Annotated in this window: 20 protein-coding genes; 14 read left to right on the top strand and 6 right to left on the bottom strand. The window is 41.5% G+C overall.

All coding sequences use genetic code 11. From position 1 onward, the window contains the following. Positions 1-14 precede the first annotated feature (14 nt). From LX73_RS09070 to LX73_RS09055, 4 genes are all read left to right on the top strand, one after another. Entirely contained in the window at positions 15-1,124 is a 1,110-nt protein-coding gene (locus LX73_RS09070) for a type III polyketide synthase (RefSeq protein WP_148899146.1), read from the top strand. Then, a complete protein-coding gene (locus tag LX73_RS09065; RefSeq protein ID WP_148899145.1) occupies positions 1,121-1,810 on the top strand; it encodes a methyltransferase domain-containing protein in 690 nt (229 codons plus the stop codon). The genes LX73_RS09070 and LX73_RS09065 overlap by 4 nt, the downstream gene beginning before the upstream one ends. After that, positions 1,803-2,969 (top strand): FAD-dependent oxidoreductase, encoded by a 1,167-nt coding sequence (locus LX73_RS09060; protein WP_170245645.1) that lies wholly within the window; start codon positions 1,803-1,805, stop codon positions 2,967-2,969. Before LX73_RS09065 ends, LX73_RS09060 begins: the two co-directional genes overlap by 8 nt. Before the next feature lie 388 nt (positions 2,970-3,357). Continuing rightward, complete coding sequence (locus LX73_RS09055) at positions 3,358-4,284, top strand: response regulator (RefSeq protein WP_148899143.1); 927 nt, start codon at positions 3,358-3,360, stop codon at positions 4,282-4,284. A gap of 184 nt (positions 4,285-4,468) precedes the next feature. Here the strand turns inward: LX73_RS09055 and acnA are convergent, their stop codons facing one another. Then, positions 4,469-7,177 carry an aconitate hydratase AcnA gene (gene acnA / locus LX73_RS09050; RefSeq protein ID WP_148899142.1) on the bottom strand — a complete coding sequence of 903 codons (2,709 nt, stop codon included), beginning with the start codon at positions 7,175-7,177 and terminating at the stop codon, positions 4,469-4,471. A gap of 231 nt (positions 7,178-7,408) precedes the next feature. Between acnA and rplM the strand changes: the two genes are divergently transcribed. The 8 genes from rplM to LX73_RS09010 all read left to right on the top strand — a co-directional run bounded on the left by rplM (position 7,409) and on the right by LX73_RS09010 (position 16,696). Beyond that, positions 7,409-7,852 carry a 50S ribosomal protein L13 gene (gene rplM, locus LX73_RS09045; RefSeq protein WP_148899141.1) on the top strand — a complete coding sequence of 148 codons (444 nt, stop codon included), beginning with the start codon at positions 7,409-7,411 and terminating at the stop codon, positions 7,850-7,852. A gap of 6 nt (positions 7,853-7,858) precedes the next feature. Next, entirely contained in the window at positions 7,859-8,245 is a 387-nt protein-coding gene (gene rpsI / locus LX73_RS09040) for a 30S ribosomal protein S9 (RefSeq protein ID WP_148899140.1), read from the top strand. A gap of 157 nt (positions 8,246-8,402) precedes the next feature. Further along, positions 8,403-9,263, top strand: a complete 861-nt coding sequence (rpsB, locus tag LX73_RS09035) for a 30S ribosomal protein S2 (protein ID WP_148899139.1) — start codon at positions 8,403-8,405, stop codon at positions 9,261-9,263. Between the two features lie 58 nt (positions 9,264-9,321). Further along, on the top strand, positions 9,322-10,155 hold the full coding sequence (gene tsf, locus LX73_RS09030; protein ID WP_148899138.1) for a translation elongation factor Ts: 834 nt from the start codon (positions 9,322-9,324) through the stop codon (positions 10,153-10,155). 117 nt (positions 10,156-10,272) lie between these two features. Beyond that, positions 10,273-10,998 carry a UMP kinase gene (gene pyrH, locus LX73_RS09025; protein ID WP_148899137.1) on the top strand — a complete coding sequence of 242 codons (726 nt, stop codon included), beginning with the start codon at positions 10,273-10,275 and terminating at the stop codon, positions 10,996-10,998. A gap of 68 nt (positions 10,999-11,066) precedes the next feature. After that, positions 11,067-11,636, top strand: a complete 570-nt coding sequence (frr, locus tag LX73_RS09020) for a ribosome recycling factor (RefSeq protein WP_148899136.1) — start codon at positions 11,067-11,069, stop codon at positions 11,634-11,636. 148 nt (positions 11,637-11,784) lie between these two features. After that, complete coding sequence (gene smc, locus LX73_RS09015) at positions 11,785-15,306, top strand: chromosome segregation protein SMC (protein ID WP_148899135.1); 3,522 nt, start codon at positions 11,785-11,787, stop codon at positions 15,304-15,306. 142 nt (positions 15,307-15,448) lie between these two features. Next, positions 15,449-16,696, top strand: a complete 1,248-nt coding sequence (locus tag LX73_RS09010) for a 4-hydroxy-3-methylbut-2-enyl diphosphate reductase (protein ID WP_148899134.1) — start codon at positions 15,449-15,451, stop codon at positions 16,694-16,696. Between the two features lie 22 nt (positions 16,697-16,718). Here LX73_RS09010 and LX73_RS09005 read toward each other — a convergent pair whose 3' ends face one another. From LX73_RS09005 to LX73_RS08985, 5 genes are all read right to left on the bottom strand, one after another. Then, the gene (locus LX73_RS09005) at positions 16,719-17,726 is read right to left on the bottom strand and encodes a CdaR family protein (protein ID WP_148899133.1); all 1,008 of its coding nucleotides are present in this window, start codon (positions 17,724-17,726) and stop codon (positions 16,719-16,721) included. Positions 17,727-17,784: 58 nt separating this feature from the next. Then, the gene (locus LX73_RS09000) at positions 17,785-18,087 is read right to left on the bottom strand and encodes a DciA family protein (RefSeq protein ID WP_148899132.1); all 303 of its coding nucleotides are present in this window, start codon (positions 18,085-18,087) and stop codon (positions 17,785-17,787) included. A gap of 11 nt (positions 18,088-18,098) precedes the next feature. Continuing rightward, positions 18,099-19,229 carry a DNA replication/repair protein RecF gene (recF, locus tag LX73_RS08995; RefSeq protein WP_148899131.1) on the bottom strand — a complete coding sequence of 377 codons (1,131 nt, stop codon included), beginning with the start codon at positions 19,227-19,229 and terminating at the stop codon, positions 18,099-18,101. A gap of 24 nt (positions 19,230-19,253) precedes the next feature. Further along, positions 19,254-20,540, bottom strand: a complete 1,287-nt coding sequence (gene eno, locus LX73_RS08990; RefSeq protein WP_148899130.1) for a phosphopyruvate hydratase — start codon at positions 20,538-20,540, stop codon at positions 19,254-19,256. Between the two features lie 153 nt (positions 20,541-20,693). After that, a complete protein-coding gene (locus LX73_RS08985) occupies positions 20,694-21,587 on the bottom strand; it encodes a hypothetical protein (RefSeq protein WP_148899129.1) in 894 nt (297 codons plus the stop codon). A gap of 172 nt (positions 21,588-21,759) precedes the next feature. Here LX73_RS08985 and LX73_RS08980 point away from each other — a divergent pair, with 172 nt between their 5' ends. Both LX73_RS08980 and prmC read left to right on the top strand, forming a co-directional pair. Beyond that, positions 21,760-22,152, top strand: a complete 393-nt coding sequence (locus LX73_RS08980) for a hypothetical protein (RefSeq protein ID WP_148899128.1) — start codon at positions 21,760-21,762, stop codon at positions 22,150-22,152. A gap of 9 nt (positions 22,153-22,161) precedes the next feature. After that, positions 22,162-23,022: a peptide chain release factor N(5)-glutamine methyltransferase gene (gene prmC / locus LX73_RS08975; RefSeq protein ID WP_148899127.1), complete on the top strand. Its 861-nt coding sequence runs from the start codon at positions 22,162-22,164 to the stop codon at positions 23,020-23,022. Positions 23,023-23,150 lie beyond the last annotated feature (128 nt).

Raw genomic sequence — 23,150 nt, 5'->3', positions numbered from 1 at the left:
TTTACGAATTGCCCATGTCTGCATATATCCAAAATATCTCAACAGCTGTTCCCCAACATTACTTTGAGCAAGATTTTCTCCGCGAGCGGATGAAAGAACATATTAGTACCAGCAAAAACTCTGAACGTATCATCCATCGCATTTATTCAAAGTCTGGCATTAAAAAGCGACATACCGTAATTGATGATTTTAATACTAACGGCTCGGCACGGTTCTTTTTTAAAAAAGACGGCTCACTTAATACGCCATCGACAGGGAGTCGAAATGAAGTATATGCCCGAAAAGCCAAACAGCTGTTTGTTAAAACAGCCCGCAAAACGATTCGTGAAAACAACGACATTTCAAAAGCTGATATTACGCATATCATAACCGTATCCTGCACGGGCTTTTTTGCACCAGAGCCAGGCTTCGAAATTATCCAACAGTTAGAGCTTGATGACTCCACTAAGCGATTTCATCTGGGTTTTATGGGATGTTTTGCAGCTTTCCCCGCCATGAAAATGGCGCGCTCTTTTTGTACCTCAAATCCCGATGCTCGTGTTCTTGTAGTGTGCTTGGAACTCTGTACACTACACCTGCAAGATTCCGATAATACTGATCAGCTTATTTCTGCTTCTGTCTTTGCCGACGGTGCCGGCGGGATGATTATTGGCTCAAAACCTCCCTCAAAATCTGCAGGTTTTGAAATCAAACAATTTGCCACTGCTATTGCTGATGAAAGTCAGGATGATATGAGCTGGACAATCGGTGATACCGGTTTTGAGATGGTACTCTCTACCTACGTGCCTGAGATTATCGAATCGAATTTGACAGAAGCGATTCAGCCAATGCTGGATGATTATAATCTCAGCACAAAACAGATAGCACATTGGGCTGTCCATCCCGGCGGACGCGCTATTCTTGATAAAATACAGCAGAGTTTTACGCTTGAAGATAAACAATTAGCTGCTCCACGCACTATCTTGGCTGAGTATGGAAATATGAGTAGCGCAACCATCCTTTTTGTACTTGCCGAACTGTTAAAAAATGAGAATATAACTAAGACCGAACCTATATTATCAATGGCGTTTGGTCCGGGCCTTACCATCGAAAGCGGACTTCTCACAAAAGTAGGACCGGCATGACTTTTTTTCTGAGTGATCGAGACCGAGAAAGCCATGAACAGATGGATGATCCGAACTGCGATTTTCAAGCACTGCAAAATACCTATCGCCAGTTTAGTACCATTAATAACTTAGTTTCGCGGTGGCATTCCATTTATAAAAAACATATTCGTCCCACTCTGCATCCTCAAAAACCAACAACACTGCTGGATATCGGTTTTGGCGGAGGTGACATTCCAATTAAATTGGCAACATGGGCTAGCAATGATGGCCTTGCCCTTCAAATTACTGCTATCGATCCCGATCCGCGGGCATTCCAATTTGTACAGAAACTCGAATACCCAAAAAATATTTCTTTCTTGCAGTGCTCATCTTCAGATATTACCGACCAGACATTCGACTTTGTTATATCAAACCATCTTTTGCATCACTTGTCTTCGGCGGAACTTTCTAACTTGCTTACCGAAGCTGAACTAATGAGCAGCAAGCAAGTACTTTTCAACGATCTTCGCCGAAATGACTGGAGCTATTTTCTCTTCGGACTCTTTGCCTCACCCATATTTCACAATTCATTTATCACTGAAGATGGACTAACCTCTATCAAACGAAGTTATACCGCACCAGAACTCGAAGAAACTGTGCCGGATGGATGGAAAATCACTTCACGATTCCCATTTCGATTATTATTATCGTTTACTCATGACTAAATCGACCGCTAAATATTCGGTAGCTATTGTAGGCGGCGGGCCAGTAGGACTTTTTTTGGGGATCTGCCTGCAATCCGCTGGGGTTTCGTGTATTATCCTTGAAAAACAAGCACAAATAAAAGCCGGCTCTCGATCAATTGGAATTCATCCCGTTTCCCTTGAACTGTTTGATAAGCTGAATATCACTTCGTCCTTTCTCGCTGAAGGTCTCAAAATTAAAAAAGGTCACGCCTTTAATAATTCCCATAAACTGGGCACACTAAGTTTTAAAGACTGTACCGCCCCACACAACTATATCTTGAGTCTGCCACAGCAGCGTACCGAACAAATGCTACAAGATAAGCTTCAAGCTTATGGATCACATATCCTTCAACGATCAGCAAAAGTCATCAACATCTCTCAGACTCCCAATCAAGTTAACATCAATTATAATCAAAATGGAGAGACACACACTATTTCTGCATCATATCTAGTCGGCTGTGATGGCAAAAATAGTTACGTCCGAAAATCTGCTGGTATCAATTTTCAAGGCAAAGAGTATCCCGATACTTATGTGATGGGTGACTTTTCTGAAAATACCAAGCTAGGAAACGATGCTGCTATCTATCTTTGTGATGAGGGATTAATTGAATCTTTTCCCTTGCCAAATAACAACCGTCGCTGGGTTGTTAAAACAGAAGAATATCTCCCAAATCCAACACGCATAAATATTGAAGAACGTATTCAACATCGTATTAACCATTCACTGAGCAACACAGCCCATACAATGCTCAGCAGTTTTGGCGTGCAAAAGCTGGTGGCGATGCCGATGGTTAAAAAACGCATTATTCTGGCCGGTGATGCTGCCCATGTGGTAAGTCCCATTGGCGGACAGGGAATGAATCTAGGTTGGCTGGCATGCTGGGACCTTTCAGAAAAAATTTCTGGAATTATTAATCAGAGATTGTCGGCTGAATTTGCACTCAAAAAATTTGGACAAAGGCGGCTAAAGGTAGCTCAAAAAGTAATACGACGGGCAGAACTAAACATGCGTCTGGGCCGTAGTTATCGCTTCCCCTTCTTGCGCAATAGCCTTGTTCAGCTGATGCTTACCGAACCCTTTGCCTCGTTATCCGCAAAACTATTTACTATGCGCGGGCTGCAGCAATGGATCATATAAACCGACTAGAGTCCAACCTAGTTATTTAATACTGAGACTTTTGTAATACTCCCTTGCGACTCAACAGCATTGCTTCGACTACTAAATTCCCTTAAATAATATTCAAAGACTATTATCTCTAATATTTCAGGTCAAAGAGGTTGGATTATATTTGCAATAGCAGACATGAGGTTCATAAAATATTTTACTGAGCAATATTTACTCCAAAACAATCTCAGGAAAACAAAATTATACCCAATCAACTGCGTAGTAAACATTTCGAGCTACATTTTTGTTTGCTAAGTAGATTCAACATATTTTAAATAGTGTGTCGGCTTTGGCAGCATCTTTAATTTAACGTTTTAGGTAACGTTAACCCGAATTATATGCATCCTCCAATACCTCTTCTATGGATTATAAATTATTGATTATTGACGACGATGATATGATGCATTTTATGTTAGACAAGCTGCTTGGTGAGGACTACGAGCTTGTTCATGCAAAAGATGCACAGGAAGGTATAGATATCATCTCTAATGAGGTTGTCAACCTTTTACTTGTGGATATCCACATGCCCAGCGTTTCTGGATTGGATTTCTTGGAAGCACTCGGTGATGATTCACAAAAAGAGCAAATTCCCGTACTAATAATGACCGCCGAGCCCACCGCAGAAAAAGCCCAATCAGCGGCGGATCTGGGAGCGGCTGATTTTATCGATAAAACTGAATTTATCCAAGACAAGGATCAGATTCGGGAACGAATTCAAATGAAACTGGTTACCGACGTTGAGGTCCCGCACATGGACCATAAGACCTTCAACAAAAAGAAACTGGTTTCCAAGCTGATGGATGAAGTCCTCGTAGGTGACTTTATCTCTTCGTCCCGCAAGCTATTCACGGAATTGATGACTCATTTTTCCGTTGATTTTGTTTCTTTTTGGACATTTAACAATAAACAACCAAACTTGATCATATCTTTGGGTACGGAGTTGCTACATAACTACGGTCCTGATGAATTTAAAAAGGAGCATTCCCTCAAATATGTATTTAAGAATCGTAAACCGTACTACACAAATAATGTTTACAGAGATGAACTAGGCATCTCCAAAGAATTATCCCAAGAAGAAGAGTTACCTGCCGAAATTGGTATTCCGTTGTTTGCCTTAACTGACAAAGAGCTCATAAAGAACAACAAGAAGATTCCACCTAAAACAAAAATTTTTGGGATGGTAATCTTAAAAAGAAATCAGCTGTTTACAACCAAAGAGTATAAAGCAATCTCACGACTAGTGATACAGTCTGGTACAATTCTGTGGCGTCTTTTTAAACAAATTTAATACTATCCATAAACTACGGGATACATATTCAAAAGCAGAGCAGTGTTTAAATTGAGAAAGTAACCAAAGAAACCAATACCAACTTTATCAGAATCAATTTATTGGCCCTCATCAAACCAGTTGTCCCCTGGCATTAGATGTTAAAATAAGCTTCGGCAACTATACGCTATTCCGCCCCAAAAGGTCAAGAGTTTGCATTATGGTATTCTCGCAATACATAATGCAGGATACCCCCATTACGATAATAGTCAATTTCGACCGGCGTATCGATACGGCACTCCGTTTCAAAAGAGATCGTTTCTCCATTTGGCTTGGTAGCTTCTACTTTTACTGTATCCTGTGCTTTCAGGTCATCCGACAGATGGATAGTAAATTCTTCTGATCCATCAAGACCAAGACTATCAGCCGATTCGCCTTCTTTGAACTGCAGTGGCAATACGCCCATACCTACCAAGTTAGATCGGTGGATACGTTCGTAAGAAGTTGCTATTACTACTTCAACTCCCAACAGGTCGGTACCTTTGGCAGCCCAGTCTCGAGATGAGCCCGTACCATACTGCTTACCGGCAAGAGCAACGAGCGGAGTACCATCTTCTTTGTATCGGGTGGCAGCATCAAAAATGGTCGTGATCTCATCTTCAGGGAAGTAATTTGTGTATCCCCCCTCTTTCCCGGGCGCAAGCTGGTTTTTAAACCGAACATTGGCAAAGGTACCCCGAGTCATAACTCGATCGTTACCGCGACGAGATCCGTAAGAGTTGAAGTCTTTATGCTTCACTCCGTGATCTTTTAAATATTCACCAGCCGGACTGTCTTCTTTAATATTACCGGCAGGTGAAATATGATCGGTTGTAATAGAGTCTCCCACCTTAACGAGCGCTCGTGCTCCTTCAATAGAAGTAATCGGATCTGGTTCTTCTCCCATATCCATAAAGAATGGAGGCTCTTGAATATAGGTAGATTCCTCCTTCCATTCGTAGAGGTCACCTCCGCCAATAGGAATTTCATCCCATTCTTCAGATTCAAAGATATCACCATACTGCTCTTCGAAGAGCTCAGGACGGATAGCACTATCAAGATGTTCTGCTATTTCATCTGCTGTCGGCCAAATGTCTTTGAGATAAACATCATTGCCATCTTTATCTTGTCCTATCGGCTCTTTCTGCAGATCGATATCAACTGTGCCGGCAAGAGCATAGGCTACAACCAATGGCGGAGAAGCCAAGTAATTAGCTTTCACATATGGATGAATACGACCTTCGAAGTTTCGGTTTCCGGATAGCACACCGGCAACAATCAAATCACCTTCTTTTACCGCCTCTTCTACAGGCTGTGGCAGTGGTCCTGAGTTACCGATACAAGTGGTGCATCCATACCCAACGAGGTTAAATCCAAGCTTATCCATATAGTTGGTTAAGCCGGCCTCTTCCAAATATTCTGTTACTACTCGTGATCCGGGAGCCAATGAAGTCTTCACATATGGAGGAACTTCCAACCCTTTTTCCAAGGCTTTTTTGGCCACAATTCCCGCACCTAACATTACACTTGGATTAGAAGTGTTGGTACAAGAAGTAATAGCAGCAATAACAACATCACCATGGGTCATTTCTATTTCCTGACCATTTTTAAATGTACCTTTGTTAGCCAGTTTTTCTTGCTCCAGGTTAAACCCCATTGTTGGATCGTCACTGGTAAGACTATTTTCAAAAGTAGATTTCATATTTGGCAGGGTAATACGATCATGCGGAAGCTTGGGTCCGGCAAGTGATGTTTCCACTGTGCTTAGGTCCAGCTCAAGCGTGCTGGAGAATTCCGGATCAGGAGTATCTTGCGTGCGATACAACCCCTGCTCCTTCATATATCGCTCTACCAGCTCCACATGTTTAGGATCTCGACCTGTTGCACGCATATAGCGCATGGCCTCTTCATCCATAGGAAAGAAGCCCATTGTTGCACCGTACTCAGGAGACATATTAGCAATGGTGGCACGATCAGGCAGACTCATGCTCCCGAGACCGTCACCGTAAAACTCAACAAACTTACCAACTACACCATGCTTACGCAGCATCTCGGTTACCGTCAAGGTAAGATCGGTAGCCGTAACACCTTCTCTCAGTTCTCCGGTCAGCTTCATTCCTACAACTTCAGGGACCAACATATATATAGGTTGTCCCAACATAGCTGCTTCTGCTTCAATACCACCAACGCCCCAGCCAAGAATACCGAGACCATTAATCATAGTGGTGTGAGAATCTGTACCCACCAAAGTATCAGGATATACAATAGTAGAACCATCCTCTTCTTCACGGGCAAATGTTCCTTTAGCCAAGTACTCAAGATTTACTTGATGCACAATTCCGCGCCCGGGAGGCACAACCCGAAAGTTATCAAACGCTTTTTGTCCCCACTTCAAGAACTCATAGCGCTCGCGATTACGCTCAAATTCTTTTTCCACGTTATGCATGAAAGCATATTCTTGCCCAAACTCATCAACCTGTACCGAGTGATCGATCACAAGATCAACCGGCACCTTTGGGTTGATAGAAGTTGGAGCTCCGCCCATGCGATCCATCGCAGAACGAAGTGCAGCTAGATCAACAACAGCAGGGACTCCTGTAAAATCTTGCAGTACCACACGTGAAGGCTTAAAAGGAATTTCCCCCTGCGGATCTTTTGCATTATAATTAGCTAAACTTTTAATGTCATCTTCGGTAAACGCATGACCGTCATATTCTCTAAGTACTGATTCAAGCAATACTCGGATTGTGAATGGAAGCTTTTCCATTTTTCCATAACCCATCTCTTCCAGCTTCTGCAAGCTGTACATATCGGCTTTGCCGGATCCTGTATCAAAAGACACTCGCGTTTGGGCAAACTTATTTTCCTTGTTCATTTCTACCTCCATTTCAATTAATACTCTACTTTGCAAGCACACTTAAAGATATAAAATTTTTAAGAGTTTTTTGTCTTTAAATATGATTTTTAGTCAATTATAGCAGCTCATTCCAATAATCCGGTTGAATGAAGGGGTCTGAAATTTTAACACCTTCACCATTGCAAATGGAAATAATTAAGCCTATTTTTCGAGACTTCACAGAAAAACAATTTTAAACAATTTCTAATCGTGGATACAAATAGTTACAAGACCTACTCCGCTAAACCGAGTGACATCGAAAAGAAATGGGTTCTTGTTGATGCCGAAGGCCATGCTCTCGGACGCGTAGCTTCTAAAGTAGCAACGCTTTTGCGAGGCAAGCATAAGCCTGAATTTACTCCGCACATGGATACCGGTGATAATGTTGTAGTCATCAATGCCAGCAAGGTAAAATTGAGTGGCAAGAAGATGAAACAAAAAGAATATTTTAGTTATTCCGGCTATCCTGGCAGTGAAAGTTTTACTTCGGCTGAAGAGATGCTGGAGCATAAACCAGAAATCGTTATTCAAAAAGCCGTTAATGGCATGTTGCCTAAAAATAAACTTAGCAACAAACTGATGACGAACATGCGTGTTTATGCAGGTCCGGTTCATGAACAAGAAGCACAACAACCAGAAAAAATCGAGCTTTAATTACGAATGGAACAAAAAAATTTCATCGGAAGAAGAAAGACTTCTACAGCGCGACTGTATATTCAACCGGGATCGGGAGAATTTCAAGTCAACAAGCGATCATTGGATGAATATTTTCAAACACAGGCACGTCGTAATGTGGCTTCTTTGCCACTGGATGTGACCGAATCCAATGATCAGTTTGACATTAAAGTAACCGTTCGCGGCGGTGGTGTTACCGGTCAGTCCGGTGCCATCCAACATGCTCTCGCACGCGCTCTTGATGATCACAATGAAGAGTGGCACGACGTCTTAAAAGCACATGATTTGCTTACGCGAGACGATCGCATGGTAGAACGCAAGAAATATGGACAACCTGGTGCTCGTAAAAAGTTCCAGTTCTCCAAGCGTTAATATATTTGCGCTGCGTACCTTCTTTTTCCAATACAATACATTTCATTATCACACATATACAGCAACTCAGTGCGCCGAGTGTTGAGCACAATTTCTGTGCTTGATTAGCGCCGGGGATGACCTGTATAGAGGACTAACTCAAAAATAAATCAACCTTATGCCAACTACACCTGATTTAGATAAACTTTTAGAGTCGGGCGCCCACTTTGGACACTTGACCCGGCGATGGAATCCCAAAATGAAGGAATATATCTTCATGGAACGCAACGGGATTCATATTATCGACCTCAAAAAAACACAAAAGTTTTTCCAAGAAGCACTGGAAGAAGTTACCAAACTTGCCCGTGCAGGAAAGACCATCCTTTTTGTAGGTACGAAAAAACAATCACAAGACATTATTAAAACCGAGGCTATTCGATGCGGCATGCCCTATGTAACTCATCGGTGGTTAGGTGGTATGCTCACTAACTTCTCTACGGTAAAGAAGAGTATCTCCCGGATGGAAGAGATTGAGCGTATGAGTAACGACGGTACGTTTGAAGAGCTTACCAAAAAAGAGGCCTTGATGCTCGAACGTGAGCAAGACAAGCTGGAGCAAACACTTGGTGGCATTGCCAACATGGGACGTTTGCCCGGAGCCATCTTTATTGTTGATACTATTAAAGAAAATATTGCTCTTAATGAGGCCGTTAACCTCAATATTCCCATTGTTGCAATGGTCGACACTAACAGTGATCCCGATATACCGGATTACATTATTCCCTGCAATGATGATTCTGCTCGTACCATTCAGCTTATTTCCTCAAAAGTAGCTGATGCTATTATTGAAGGTAATGCTGAACGCGAATCACACAGCGACGAAAAGATGATGGAAAAGGCTGCTGAAAATGTAAAGAAAGCCGAGGCTCAAGAAGTAAAAACCAAAACGAAAGCTACCGGCAAGCGTCGCTCTCGTCGCAATAAGGACGATGAAAATGGGGGTTCGGATTCTTCTGACCAATCTGATCAGGAAGAATAATAACGCAACACACCATTTTAATATTTAACACAACAATTTAAAACAGCGTAACTCACCTATGAGTATTTCTGCAAAAGACGTAAAAAAGCTCCGTGAACAAACTGGGGCTGGCATGATGGACTGTAAAAAAGCTCTTCAAGAGGCAAACGGCGATTTTGAAGAAGCTACGGATATCCTCCGCAAAAAAGGACAACAACTCTCTGAAAAAAGAGCCGATCGCGAAGCCAACCAAGGACTTATTGTTTCGCGCGTAAGTGATGACGGTAAAAAAGCAGCCGCACTCGAAATTAACTGCGAAACAGATTTTGTTGCCCGCAATGACGATTTTCAAGATCGCGCGCAGCAATTTATTGATATTGTATTCGAAAACGAGGTGGAGTCCGTTGATGCCCTGATGGATATTGAAATTGACGGCCTCAGCGTTTCGCAACATCTTAAAGAGATGGTTGGTAAAATTGGTGAAAAAATTAAAATTAGCCGCATAGTTTTTGCCGAGACTGACGGATACTATATCTCATACATCCATCCCGGAAATCAACTGGGCGTACTTGTCGAATTCGAGGATGCTATTAGTGATGAAAAAATTGGCCGAAACATAGCTATGCAGGTTGCCGCAATGGATCCTGTAGCTGTAACTCGTGACGGCGTTGACAGCTCAGTGGTAGAACAAGAGCTCGAAATTGCGAAAGATCAACTACTCAATGAAGGTAAAAGCGAAGAAATAGCTGAAAAAGCAGCGCAAGGTAAACTTCGCAAGTTTTACGAGCAAAACGTTCTGCTGGAACAAAAGTTTGTTAAGGACAACAGCTTAACGGTCGAAAACTATCTGGACGAAAATGACACCCCGTTGGTCAAGTCCTTCCATCGACTCCAACTGGGTAATGATTCCTAAGAAATCATTTCTTAAAAAAGGCTACCAATTCGGTAGCCTTTTTTTTATGCTTAAGAGATCGTTTATCAAGCTTATTGATCGATAAAATAGTAAACTCAAGATTTTAACAAATATAAAGTGGCACAGGACTACGATCGCGTTTTATTAAAACTTAGTGGTGAAGCACTCTTAGGTGAACAGGGACACGGAATTGATGGTGATATTCTTACTCAGTATGCCGAAGAAATAAAATCTATCCATGATGAAGGTTTTGAAGCATCCGTTGTGGTAGGTGGTGGTAATATTTTTCGCGGAGTAAAAGGTGCAACTGAAGGCATGGACCGCGTACAGGGTGACTATATGGGCATGCTTGCTACGATGATTAACAGCATGGCCCTACAAGATGCTCTCGAACGGATGGGCGTCCACACCCGCTTGATGTCGGCTATACGAATGGAAGAAATTGCTGAACCCTATATCCGCCGACGCGCTATTCGTCACCTTGAAAAGGGGCGCGTGGTTATCTTTGGTGCCGGAACGGGTAATCCTTATTTCACCACAGACACAGCAGCTTCCTTGCGAGCTATAGAAATTGAAGCTGAAGTAATTCTTAAGGGTACACGGGTGGATGGCATTTTTGATTCTGATCCAGAAAAAAATCCCGATGCCGAAAAGTTTCAGACTATTCCCGGCGAAGAGGTCCTCAGCCGCCGCCTCGATATTATGGATATGACAGCCTTTACCTTGTGTCGAGAAAATGAAACACCCATCATTGTTTTTGACATGAATAAAGTAGGAAACCTTAAAAAAGTTCTAATGGGTAATACCTCCGTAGGATCAAAGGTAGTTTGGGATGATTCCTAGATTTTTTAACTTCTTTTCTGATCATGTTTCGGAAATATAAACAGCATTAATAACAACCCCTGCACATTATGATTCCTCCAGCATTACAAGATATTATTACTTCTGCCGGCAAAAAGATGGATGAAGCCGTCAAACACTATCGAAAAGAGCTTTCCCACATACGTGCCGGAAAGGCTCAACCATCTATTTTGGAAGATATTAAAGTTGATTATTACGGGTCACGAACGCCTTTAAATCAGCTTGCAAACGTAAGTGCTCCAGAGGCTCGACTCTTAACAGTACAACCTTTTGACCAATCCGCTCTTGAAGATATTGAAAAAGCAATTATGTCAGCAGGACTGGGCTTAAATCCCAATAATGACGGTAATATTATTCGGATCCCTCTTCCCATTTTGTCTGAAGAACGTCGAAAAGAGCTGGTAGATCGAGTAAACGAGTTAGGAGAAGAGGCACGAATTTCTGTTCGCAATACTCGTCGTGATGCCAATAACGAAGTTGAGAAAAAAGTTAAGAACGAATCACTTCCTGAAGATTCTCTTTATGAAGCAGAAGAGGAAATTCAGCAGCTTACCGATATGCATACCGAAGAAATTGAGGAATTGTCTGAAAAGAAAGAAGAAGAAATCATGACAGTGTAAAAGCGAGTTATAAGTTGCAGGTTACGGATTTATGTTTACTACTAAAAAGTTTGGAGTCGTCGCCGTAAAACATCTTATGGACCGATTTTGGATCCTACATAACGTATTTGTAACCCGCAATTCCTAATTCGCAACCCGAATCCCGTAAATGTATATATCCGAACTTGAACTTCAGGGATTTAAGAGTTTTGCAAACAAGACCAATGTATCTTTTGATAAAGGTATAACAGCCATTGTTGGACCCAATGGATGTGGCAAATCTAACATCGTTGATGCTATGCGGTGGGTACTTGGCGAACAACGCCCTACCCTGCTTCGCTCATCAAGTATGGCCAACGTCATCTTTAACGGTACTGCCAAAAAGAACGCCCTTGGCATGGCTGAAGCCTCACTTACCTTCGTTAACAACAAGGGATTGCTACCAACCGAATATAATGAAGTAACCATTAGTCGTCGCCTGTACCGATCTGGAGAAAGTGAATACCTGATTAATGGTACTACCTGTCGGTTAAAAGATATAACCGAACTTTTTATGGATACCGGTATGAGTTCGGATGCTTATTCGGTAATTGAACTGAAGATGGTTGAGGAAATACTCAATGACAAAAACAATGACCGGCGAAAACTTTTTGAGGAAGCCGCCGGCATTACAAGCTACAAAGAAAAACGAAAGAAAACTTTTCGTAAGCTAGATCAGACGCAGGAAGATCTGCAGCGCGTGGAAGATATTTTAGTAGAAGTTCGGAAAAAGGCAAACTCCCTTAAAAAACAAGCTGAAAAAGCTGAAAAAGCTGAGAAATACAAGAAAGAACTCGAACAGCTTGATAAGGCACTCAATAAGCACGAATACACCCAGGTCAAAGAAGAACTAGAACCGCTTGAAGAACGTATTGACAATGCGGACAAAGAGAAAAAAGAAATACTGGCAAAAGCTAATAAACTGGAAGAAGATTCCGAATCTGCTCGTAAAATTTTAAATGAGAAAGAACGTGCACAGTCAAAAGCACAGCGACGTGTTGGTCAGATCCACTCGAAAATTCGGGATGCTGAAACAAATCTGCAGATTACAAATGAGAAAATAAGCAATAAAAAGAGCGTCATTGAGCAGTACACCAGCGATATTGAGCAAAGCAAAGAAGATTTAAAAGATCTGCGCGAAGCTTTCGAAGACAGCAAAAAAAAGCTGGATAGTTTTGACGGTGACCTTCAAAAAGCGAAACAAAATCTTAAAGAATCAAAGGAGCGTTATTCTGAAATTCAGCAAAAATATTCTGAAAAAAATAACGAACTAACTAATCTGGAAGAGGCTTTTTCGCAGGCAAACGAAGATCTCAATGAGCTGCAAACAAAACGCATAAAAATCGAATCACAGCTGGAAAATACCGAAGGCGAAATAAAACGTATTCGGCAGGAAGTTAAAGACCTCAAAGAAGAAATTTCCATCTTTCAGGGAGAGAAAAAGAAACTAGCTCAGAAACGTGATGAGGCTGAATCTAAACGGGATGAACAACAAAAAACTCTGGAAAAAAAACGTAGCAAACGCAAAGAACTTTCTGAAAAAGAAAACGAGCTTAAGGACCAAATTCGGAGTCAAAAAAGTAATTTGGACTCTGTAGAATCTGAAATCGACCTTCTTCGTAATATTGCTGATTCTAAAGAAGCTTTCCCTTCAAGTGTTCAGTTTTTGCTTGAAGAACACGCAGAACAATTTTCTCTGCTTGATGTAGTTTCGAATTTACTTTCAACAGATCAAGAACATGCCGTAGCCCTGGAGGCTGCACTTGGTGATGCACTAAATTACGTAGTCGTTGAAACACTTGAAAATGCCCATAGAGCAGCTGAATTGTTAAAGGAGAATGATATGGGGCAGGCCACACTTATCCCCCTTGATAGGCTTGCCAGCAGCTATGAAACCATTTCTGGATCGCTGGTGAGTGCAGTTGATTCTAAATCTCAGTTTAAGCCGCTGACTGAGCTTTTGCTGGGTAATGTTAAGGTGTTTAACTCCATAGATAAGGCATTCTCAGCTGTTGCGGATAACGATGTGGTAGGCGTTACGTTTGATGGTGAAGTGATTAGCCCCAATCAGTTTCTAAAAAGTGGAAGCCAAAATAAAAATGCCGGTATCCGAGTAGGGCTACAAGACAAAATTGAAACACTGCAGGAGAAGGCAGAATCAATTACAACTGATATTGAAGATTCTAAAAATGAACTACAAAATGTTCAGGAACAATATCAGTCTATCGATATAAATGCTGCTGAGCAAAAGCTGGAGGATCGACAGCAAAAATTACGCAACATTGAAAGCAAGATCAGTAGTTTTGATCAAAAAATTGAAATCTACGAGAAAAATATTGCTGAACTGAAAAACCGGCAAAATGATCTAAACAGTAATGAAAATCAATCGCAAGAAGAACTAGCCAAACTGGATCCCAAGCAAGAAGAACTGCAACAAAAGCTGAAAAACCTGCACGAACAGCAGGAAGAGAAGAAGCAGGTACTAAAGGAGCTCGAAGAAGAGCGATCAATTGCACAAGAACGGTACAATGACGCACAGCTGAAGCATCAGGATCTGAAAAATAAAGTTGAAAATCATGAGCGCGACATCCAGCGGGCAGAAGAAGGCATAAAGAATCTCAAGAAGCGGCTAAAAATTCGGTCACAAAAAACTGAAGAAGCCAAAGAGTCGATCGAAAAGCATAAATCTAATATTGACCAGCTCGAAGACAAGCTCGAATCATTAAAAGAACAGAAAAAGAAAGCAGATCAAAAACTTGAACAGGCTGAAGAATCTGCCGGCAAGCAGCGCGGGCGCATTAATGAAATAGAAAAAGAACTCAAGGAGGTGCGCCGCCGCAAAGAGGTAAATATGGAGCTTGTACATCACTTGGCGATGTCGAAGGAAAAGTACGAGATGCAGATCGAAAATCTCTCTGACCACATCTGGGAAACCTATGGTGTACTCATGGACCAGGTAGAAGAAGAACTGCCTGAAGATACCGAACCCGATGAAGCTAAAGAACGTATCGGCTGGCTTAAGCAGAAGCTTAACAAGATCGGCGATGTTAACCCACTGGCAATTGAAGAATATGAAGAAGAAAAGGAACGCCTGGACTTTTATGAGGAACAGGTTGGGGATCTACGACAAGCAGCCGAAGAGTTGCGCGAAACTATTGAAGAGATCAACAAAACGGCAACCGAGCGGTTTGATAAAACCTTTGAAAAAATCCGAGTGAACTTTCAAAAAGTATTTCACACCCTCTTTAATGACGATGACTACTGTGACCTTGTAATTGACGAGGAGGCCGAAGATCCGCTGGATGCAACCATCGAAATTGAGGCCAATCCCAAGGGCAAGCGTCCCTCTACCATTAACCAACTTTCGGGCGGCGAAAAAACGCTTACGGCTATTGCCCTGTTATTTGCCATCTACTTGGTAAAGCCGTCGCCCTTTTGTGTGCTTGACGAGGTGGATGCTCCGCTCGATGATGCCAATATTGAACGCTTTTCGGCGATGATTAAACAGTTTAGCGAAGATACTCAGTTCATCATCATTACCCACAACAAGAAAACCATGAGCAAAGCTGAAATGATGTACGGTGTTACCATGCCCGAAACAGGCGTCAGTCAACTTGTGGGCGTTAAACTCGATGAAGTAGCCGAAGTATAATTCGATCTATAATATTGGCTTTCGATCGTTTTTTGCCCCTCCCTTCCATTGATCGATTTACTGCTTCCCATTGTTATTAATGCTGATGTTTCGCCCTAAGCTCCGTATATTTACGGGCTAAATATAAAACCACTTTTTTGATATGGGACGTAAGAAATTCGACATACCTGAAATTTATCAATCTCCAATTATTCGCAAGGTCAAGGATGCGAATAAGGTGATGGATCCGCGCAAGAAAGATCTGGACCCCACTGTACTCGACTTTGGACCCGTTCGCTTTCTTATTCCCCGGCATTTTGGTTTTTGCTATGGCGTAGAAAATGCCATAGACATCGCATATAAAACGGTTGAGCAGCATCCCGATAAGAATGTTTATCTGCTTAGCGAAATGATTCACAATCCTACTGTTAATGAAGACCTGCTGGACCGTGGAGTTGAATTTCTATTTGAGACAGACGGCTCGGAACTCATCCCTATTGAATCACTCAATGAAGATGATATTGTCATTGTCCCTGCTTTTGGCACGACTATTGAAATACAGCAAAAGCTCAAAAAACAAGGGATTGATCCCTATGAATACAACACCACCTGTCCCTTTGTAGAGAAGGTCTGGAAGCGTGGCAAACAGCTGGGTAAAAAAGGATATTCATTAGTGATTCACGGCAAACACCGTCATGAAGAAACACGGGCCACCTTTTCGCACAGCGCTGATCACTCAGAGTGTGTGGTCGTTCTTAACACAGATGAAGCTCAAATATTGGCAGACATTCTTACCGGAGATCGACCCAAAACTGATTTTGAAGAACATTTTGGACATAAAAGCACAGAAGGATTTGATCCCCATGAGGATATGAAACAGTTTGGCGTTATCAACCAAACAACAATGCTTGCCACCGAAACCGAAGAGGTAATGAATATTCTAAAAGAAGCAGCCATTGAAAAGTATGGTGAAGCTGAAATCCTCGACCACTTTGCAGATACCTCTGACACACTCTGCTATGCCACTAACGAAAATCAGTCAGCCACGCTGGCATTAGCCGAATCAAATGCTGATTTATCTATTGTTGTAGGCGGATATAACTCGTCGAACACCATGCACCTGGTAGAAATTTTGGAAGAGGCATTCCCAACTTATCATGTGCGAGATGCCGAAGAAATAGAATCACCGTCAAATATCCAGCATTTTAATCAGTGGGATAAAGAACTAAAAACAACAAAGGATTGGCTGCCTCAGCAAGAGCCTGTAACGGTAGCCATCACCTCGGGAGCCTCATGTCCTGATGTACTGGTCGATGAGGTCATTCTGAAAATTCTCTCTTATTTTGAAGATACAAAATCAGTAGAACAGATTATTGCCCCTTTTAAGGATAAGCTTGATGAAGTAGCTTAGCTTGCCAAACCAGAAAGTGGCTTTACTGACCGGTATCCAGCTTTTTAAAATAGGCTACGCTGCGAGGTGTTATTGAACTTATCTTGATATGATTATTACTCTCAGTAAATGATATTTGTGGGCTCACAAATCCCGATGGATTATTTAGTACCTGACTGTAGGTCACATAAGCTTCAAAAGAGTGCTGCTGCTGAACAGTTGAATATTCATCCAGCGGCACATCGTATTTTACCGTAACCATAGAAGGGCTAAACGAAATTTGTTGGCCAGATGGCATACCCCTGGAACTTACTTTGACCTGTACCTCTCCCTCCGTAAATTGTGCTACCTTCCCCTCATAGCGCACTTCATATTGCGAAAGACTAATTAAATTTCCCGGCTCCTCCAACTCTATCAACTTTGATATATCACTACTGATATCATCAATGGTGATAGAATCGGTTTGCCACATTTCAATATCGCTAACCAACGAACGAGCTCCATTCAAAGTAATGCTATCCGGTGTGATAACTGGAGGCTCCACAAAATCATATTGATTGTCGAACTGGGTTGCAATACGAGACTTTACAGGGACTTTTTTCGAAATACGTTCTTCCAATTCAACGGTTAAAATTAGCGGCTGCACCTTTTGCACGCTTATTTCCGGCAGGCTGTTCATCTGCTTTTGAACCTGGTCATAGAGGTTAACTTCTTTGTCTCTCACATCAATATTTATCACCGGAGGGTTATTGTATAAATTGATAAGCTTCCACCCTTCAGCCGATACGTTTGCCTTAGCATGGGAAGGAAGATTCTCAACCAAGGCGCGGTCTTCGGGCATACCAGCCAGTGTTATCGGAAGATCAACAGTCAGGTTAAACTCCCGGCTCAAATTCACCATCAGCCAAAGAAAAAATGCCAGTACCAAAGCTACGAAAAAAACAATAAATCGCTCACGACCTACATCAGCTATACGATCCTCATCAGATTTGACTGTCAGGGTTTGCCACCCTGCAATAAGCTTTTCTTTTATGTTATCAATAACTGACATAGTACTGTTTATCTTAATAGACTCATTTTGCTGTAATATTTACAGACGCCAATAGTCACTATGAACGCACAACTATTTCTTTAATAATTTTCTCTTCAACCTTCTCATTTAATCGTTTGGCAATGCTAAACCGCTTCATATGGATTTCTTGACGCCATGCAGGATTTTTAACATGAACAACTAAATTCCCATGCTCAAAATGAACGTTTTCTGTTTGTTCCGCAATACGCTTTCCCACCGTTTCATTCCACAACGATAAAATCATTCCCCGCTTCATACGCTTGCGATGGGGATAGTTATCCAAAAACTCCTTCAGAGCATCCTTCAGTGGTTTTGGGCTATTTGATCGAAATCTTCCCAAATCAGATTATCTTAATTAATGAGTGTTATATTTCCATCTTCTACTTCAAACTTACGATTTTTTTTGCCATCAAATGTTAAATAATTATCAAACGGAATAGGGTTTGCAGCAGTAACAAAAGTTTGTCCTGCATGATCAATCAGTGCATTTAACAGAACTTCGGTCCGCTGTGCATCCAGATCACCAAAGACGTCATCCAGCAGAAAAATAGGTAAATCATCAAGTTCATCAGAAAAATACAAAAGCTGGGCCAGTTTTAAAGCTAAAGCAAATAACCGGTGCTGTCCCTGAGACCCAAAATTACGAAGCTCAAAATCATCCAAATAAAATACAATCTCATCGCGATGTGGACCTATCAGTGTTACCTCTCGCTCAATTTCATGATCTTCCTCTTCATCAAGAGTCGCCATATACCGCTCTCGAATAAGTTCTTCATCTTCACTTGGCTCACAGAATGTTTGATATTCGAGATCCGGTTTATGACACATCCCGGAAATTTCCTCATATTCACTCGCTAAATAACTCTGAAAGACATTCAGCACTTCTGTCCGTTTGGCAACAATCCGTGAACCATATTCGGCCAGCTGTACATTCCACGGCTCCAGGTAGGCCTGAAGGACTTCTCGGCTGCCCCGAAACTCTTTAAGTAATTTGTTACGCTGTTTACGCGCCTTGCGAAAATCGAGCAAATCTTGCAGATAACCAGGTGATATCTGACTGATAAATGAGTCTATAAACGAACGACGCTGTTTAGGTCCCTCACTGGTAAGCTTTTTGTCTGCTGGCGAAAGTACTACCACCGGCACCATGCCAATTAAGTCAGAAAGGCGATCCAGCGGACTTTCGTTCACAAAAATCTTTTTTCCCTTCCCACGCGAATAGGAACAGCCGACATCAAAACTTGAACGAATTCTTCCTTTAAAATGCCCTTTAATCATAAAAAAAGAGGCATCCTTATTGACCACATACCGATCACTGCTTGATACAAAACTTCGACTCATGCACAAGTAGTGCAGTGCATCTATGAGATTGGTTTTACCCGCCCCGTTCTGACCAATAATCACATTCATGTGCGGTGCCCATTCTACAGTAGTCTCTATGTGATTCCGAAAGTTTTGTAGCTTGAGGTTCGTATTTTGCATGTAATAATGATTGCAATAGCCAAATTAAAATCCAAAGGCGTCATGTCCCATATAAATAGCGTGATCTCCCAGCTGCTCTTCGATACGCAGCAGTTGATTATATTTTGCCGTTCGATCTGTACGACTCATTGATCCGGTTTTAATTTGTCCGGCATTAGTGGCCACCGCTAAGTCGGCAATGGTTGTATCTTCCGTTTCACCGGAACGGTGTGAAACGACAGCAGTATAATCATTTTTATGTGCCATCTCGATGGCGTCCAGCGTCTCAGTCAACGTTCCTATTTGGTTTACTTTGATGAGAATAGAATTAGCTACTCCTTTTTGAACCCCTCTGGCTAAGCGTTCGGTATTTGTTACAAACAAATCATCCCCAACCAACTGAACACGATCAGAAAGAGTATCCGTTAATTTTTTCCATCCTTGCCAGTCATTTTCATCCAGGGCATCCTCAATAGAAAGGATAGGATATTTCTCGACCCAATTGCTCCAAAAGTCAACCATTTCATCACTGGATCGTTTACTGCCATCACTCCAGCGAAACTCGTAAACCTCCTCTTTCGCATCATAGAATTCTGCTGTTGCCGGATCAAGTGCAAGCACCACATCAGCACCGGGTTCATACCCTGCCTTTTCAATAGCTTCTAGAATAACTTCTACAGCTTCTTCATTAGAGTTAAGATCTGGTGCAAAACCACCTTCGTCACCAACTGCGGTACTATAATTTTTGTCACTGAGTACCTTTTTGAGATGATGGAATACCTCTGCTCCAATTCTTATTGCTTCACTAAATGTTTTCGCACCGGCGGGCATAATCATAAATTCCTGCAGGTCCACATTATTATCTGCATGTGACCCTCCATTGATAATATTCATCATCGGCACTGGCAATACTTTAGCATTAACACCGCCTACATATCGCCAAAGCGGTATATTCAACATATTAGATGCGGCATCGGCAGCAGCAAGTGATACCCCAAGCATGGCATTAGCCCCCAGATTACTTTTATTTGTAGTGCCGTCAATCTCTAATAGTTGATTATCAATTTCTACCTGTCCGACAACTTCCATTCCACACAGGCTGTCATTAATAATATTATTTATATTTTCTACAGCTTTTGTTACCCCTCTTCCCAGAAATGCATCGGATTCAGTATCGCGCAGCTCAACAGCTTCAAATTCTCCGGTTGAAGCACCGGATGGAACTGCAGCGCGACCCATCATGTCATTTTCTAAAATCACATCAACCTCGACGGTGGGATTACCCCGGGAATCAATAATTTGTCTTCCAATAATTTCGTCAATAAAACTCATGATAAATCCTTGTATTTATAAGGTAGAATTTTGATAAAGGTACAAGGATTTCGTTTACCGATAAAGAGAAAAGAAAGGGGAATTATAGAAAGAATTCAGGAAGTTTGAATTAAGATCATAAAAACGTCTGAATAGGACGTTCAAAAACTACTATTACCACAGTCCGCCAAAAGTAATTTTTATTTGGGGGGTGCCAAAAAGCTTTTGGGGCTGATTAAAGGAATTCCGGTTCCCATTTCGTTTGTCGATAGGCTGGCCTGGCAAAGTACCACTGGGGGCGGTATATCCAAAAGGCTTATATGGTTCTAAAATTTGTAGCCCCTCCTTGAAATAATAGAAAAAGTAGCCAAGCTCGACCGTTGTTCGCGATGAAAACGACTTCCCAAAATCGACTCCTATCTTAATTTCACCGCTCATACCCCAATGGGTATTGCCCTTGCTCCACCCCGAGAAAAAATCATTTACATCCTCACGGGGTCTCAATCTACCCTGTTGTGTACCTGGTATAGGTATAACTTCAAAATCCCGAAATCCATTATTATTATTATCTTTCACATAGGGATAGGTAAATGCCATTGCTGGACCTGCTCCTCCGCCCACAAAGAAACGGAAATTATCCGCTATTTGTTCAGCAAACAATCGTTGTTTAACACCAATAATAAAGGGAAAGCCCAAAGCCCTTTTATATTTGTTCGGAATAACACGACGCCCATTGAAAGCATTTTGAAATGTTTGTTCACTTACATTACGAATACCGGTAATACCAGTGCGAAAGGTCAATTCGGTATAGGGTCCCACGACTCTTGTATAGTGCCCGCCCAAACCAAAACCAAAATTAGTTACAAAAAAATCAAAGCTAACACTATTATGTAAATCTTCGGATAACGGAGTTTTAGGAAATTTAGTTTTTTTTACTTCCGGCTCTTGTAATTGTGCTATGGCAGGACTGAATCCAACGCCAAGTGACACAATAACAATCAAAAAGCATCTGGAAAGAACTGTTCGAAAATTTAGCATGGGGCTATATCCACATTCAAATTCACTCATTGTAACAACATGCGATAGTATAACAATCCTTACATCAAAAAATTATGTTTATATAGAAATATTTGTCAAACATTACCAACAATTAGCCTATATAAACTTGATTATGGTTGCAGAAAAACTTTTATTCAGGCTCTTTACAACTTAGCAATTTCCCAATAGAAATTAATTGATTATGGCTACGGTAAGCAAGTATATTGTTTATGGTCCGGCAGACACATTGCGGCGCATGCCGAACCAACTATTCGATAAAATCGAACCGAAATACTTGTACAATTATTCTTCGTCTGAGACTTCTGATGAAGTACATGTTGCGGTTTATGAAAAATATGAAAAACAGATAAACGCCAGCGTCACTCTCACCTGTATTATTGAGTTCACCGGTAAACAAAATCGCTTTGAGCTACAAAAAACCGGCGGAAGAATGGGATTTCGCGGAAGCTCCCTTGATGACGAAAAACAAACAATTGACGACGAGGTAACCGACTTTATACTGGATTTTGGAAAACGATTCGGTCTTACTGTTCAGCGAGAAAATGAAGAAGAGACTGAAAAAAGCGAATCTTAAAAAAACAAGATGAGCAGCAAGGTCGAGGAATGGACAGTCCTTTCCATGATGGAATGGGCTACAGATTATTTTAAGAAAAATGATATTCCCGACCCGCGGCATAGTATCGAGTGGTTGCTGGCAGAGACGCTGGGAATTAAACGGCTTAACTTATATTTGAAATACGACCGACCCCTTTCTGAGGGAGAACTAAATGAGCTACGTCCACTTGTAAAACGAAGAGCTCGCCACGAACCACTGCAATATATTGTTGGGTTTACTGATTTTTTAAATGCTCGTATTTCGGTGGATGAGCGAGTACTTATTCCCCGGATTGAAACTGAGCAGCTAGTCGAGATTGTGCTAGACAACCACGACACCAATGCCCTTACTCTATTAGATATTGGTACCGGTTCTGGCTGTATTCCTATCGCACTTAAAATGGAACGCCCCAACTGGAACATTCATGGTGTTGATATTTCGGATGAGGCTCTTAGCCTAGCCAAAGAAAATGCAGCACAAAATGAAGTTGATATTCATTTTTTTAAGGGAGACCTCTTTTCTTCTGAGCTGTTGGATCATAACACCACTCCGGAAGTCATTATTTCTAATCCTCCCTATGTTCGTCCTGATGAAGAAGAACTGCTAGAACCACAAGTTAAGGACTTCGAACCTCATCAAGCCTTGTTCACTGATGACATTTTAAATATGTATCAACAAATCATCTCATTTAGTGAACAGACATTGCCTGAAAATGGACATCTCTACCTGGAATTACATGAGCACTATGCAGAAAATATCCTCCAACTTTTTGAGCAAAACACTTGGCAATCAAGGCTTAAAGAAGACTACGATAATAAACAACGATTCCTTATTGCCAAACGACGATAAAAAAGTACAACGCAAATTAAAAAATCTTCATTTTCTTAAAGAGATTGCCGACAAATCCAATCCACAATAAGGTGTGGATAACTTGTTGAAAACTTTTTTTAATAGGGGGGTCGGATGTTAATCTAAGG

The organism is Fodinibius salinus, from assembly GCF_008124865.1.
GTDB lineage: Bacteria > Bacteroidota > Rhodothermia > Balneolales > Balneolaceae > Fodinibius > Fodinibius salinus.
The sequence above is the reverse complement of the archived record's forward strand: the minus strand, read 5'-3'. Positions and strand labels throughout refer to the sequence as shown.

Coding starts and splice junctions, on each gene's coding strand:
- LX73_RS08985 (WP_148899129.1), bottom strand. CDS start 21,587: ATGAGTGAATTTGAATGTGGATATAGCCCCATGCTAAATTTTCGAACA.
- LX73_RS08980 (WP_148899128.1), top strand. CDS start 21,760: ATGGCTACGGTAAGCAAGTATATTGTTTATGGTCCGGCAGACACATTG.
- recF (WP_148899131.1), bottom strand. CDS start 19,229: ATGCAAAATACGAACCTCAAGCTACAAAACTTTCGGAATCACATAGAG.
- acnA (WP_148899142.1), bottom strand. CDS start 7,177: ATGAACAAGGAAAATAAGTTTGCCCAAACGCGAGTGTCTTTTGATACA.
- LX73_RS09070 (WP_148899146.1), top strand. CDS start 15: ATGTCTGCATATATCCAAAATATCTCAACAGCTGTTCCCCAACATTAC.
- frr (WP_148899136.1), top strand. CDS start 11,067: ATGATTCCTCCAGCATTACAAGATATTATTACTTCTGCCGGCAAAAAG.
- LX73_RS09065 (WP_148899145.1), top strand. CDS start 1,121: ATGACTTTTTTTCTGAGTGATCGAGACCGAGAAAGCCATGAACAGATG.
- LX73_RS09005 (WP_148899133.1), bottom strand. CDS start 17,726: ATGTCAGTTATTGATAACATAAAAGAAAAGCTTATTGCAGGGTGGCAA.
- rpsB (WP_148899139.1), top strand. CDS start 8,403: ATGCCAACTACACCTGATTTAGATAAACTTTTAGAGTCGGGCGCCCAC.
- prmC (WP_148899127.1), top strand. CDS start 22,162: ATGAGCAGCAAGGTCGAGGAATGGACAGTCCTTTCCATGATGGAATGG.
- LX73_RS09060 (WP_170245645.1), top strand. CDS start 1,803: ATGACTAAATCGACCGCTAAATATTCGGTAGCTATTGTAGGCGGCGGG.
- eno (WP_148899130.1), bottom strand. CDS start 20,540: ATGAGTTTTATTGACGAAATTATTGGAAGACAAATTATTGATTCCCGG.
- tsf (WP_148899138.1), top strand. CDS start 9,322: ATGAGTATTTCTGCAAAAGACGTAAAAAAGCTCCGTGAACAAACTGGG.
- smc (WP_148899135.1), top strand. CDS start 11,785: ATGTATATATCCGAACTTGAACTTCAGGGATTTAAGAGTTTTGCAAAC.
- LX73_RS09010 (WP_148899134.1), top strand. CDS start 15,449: ATGGGACGTAAGAAATTCGACATACCTGAAATTTATCAATCTCCAATT.
- LX73_RS09055 (WP_148899143.1), top strand. CDS start 3,358: ATGGATTATAAATTATTGATTATTGACGACGATGATATGATGCATTTT.
- rpsI (WP_148899140.1), top strand. CDS start 7,859: ATGGAACAAAAAAATTTCATCGGAAGAAGAAAGACTTCTACAGCGCGA.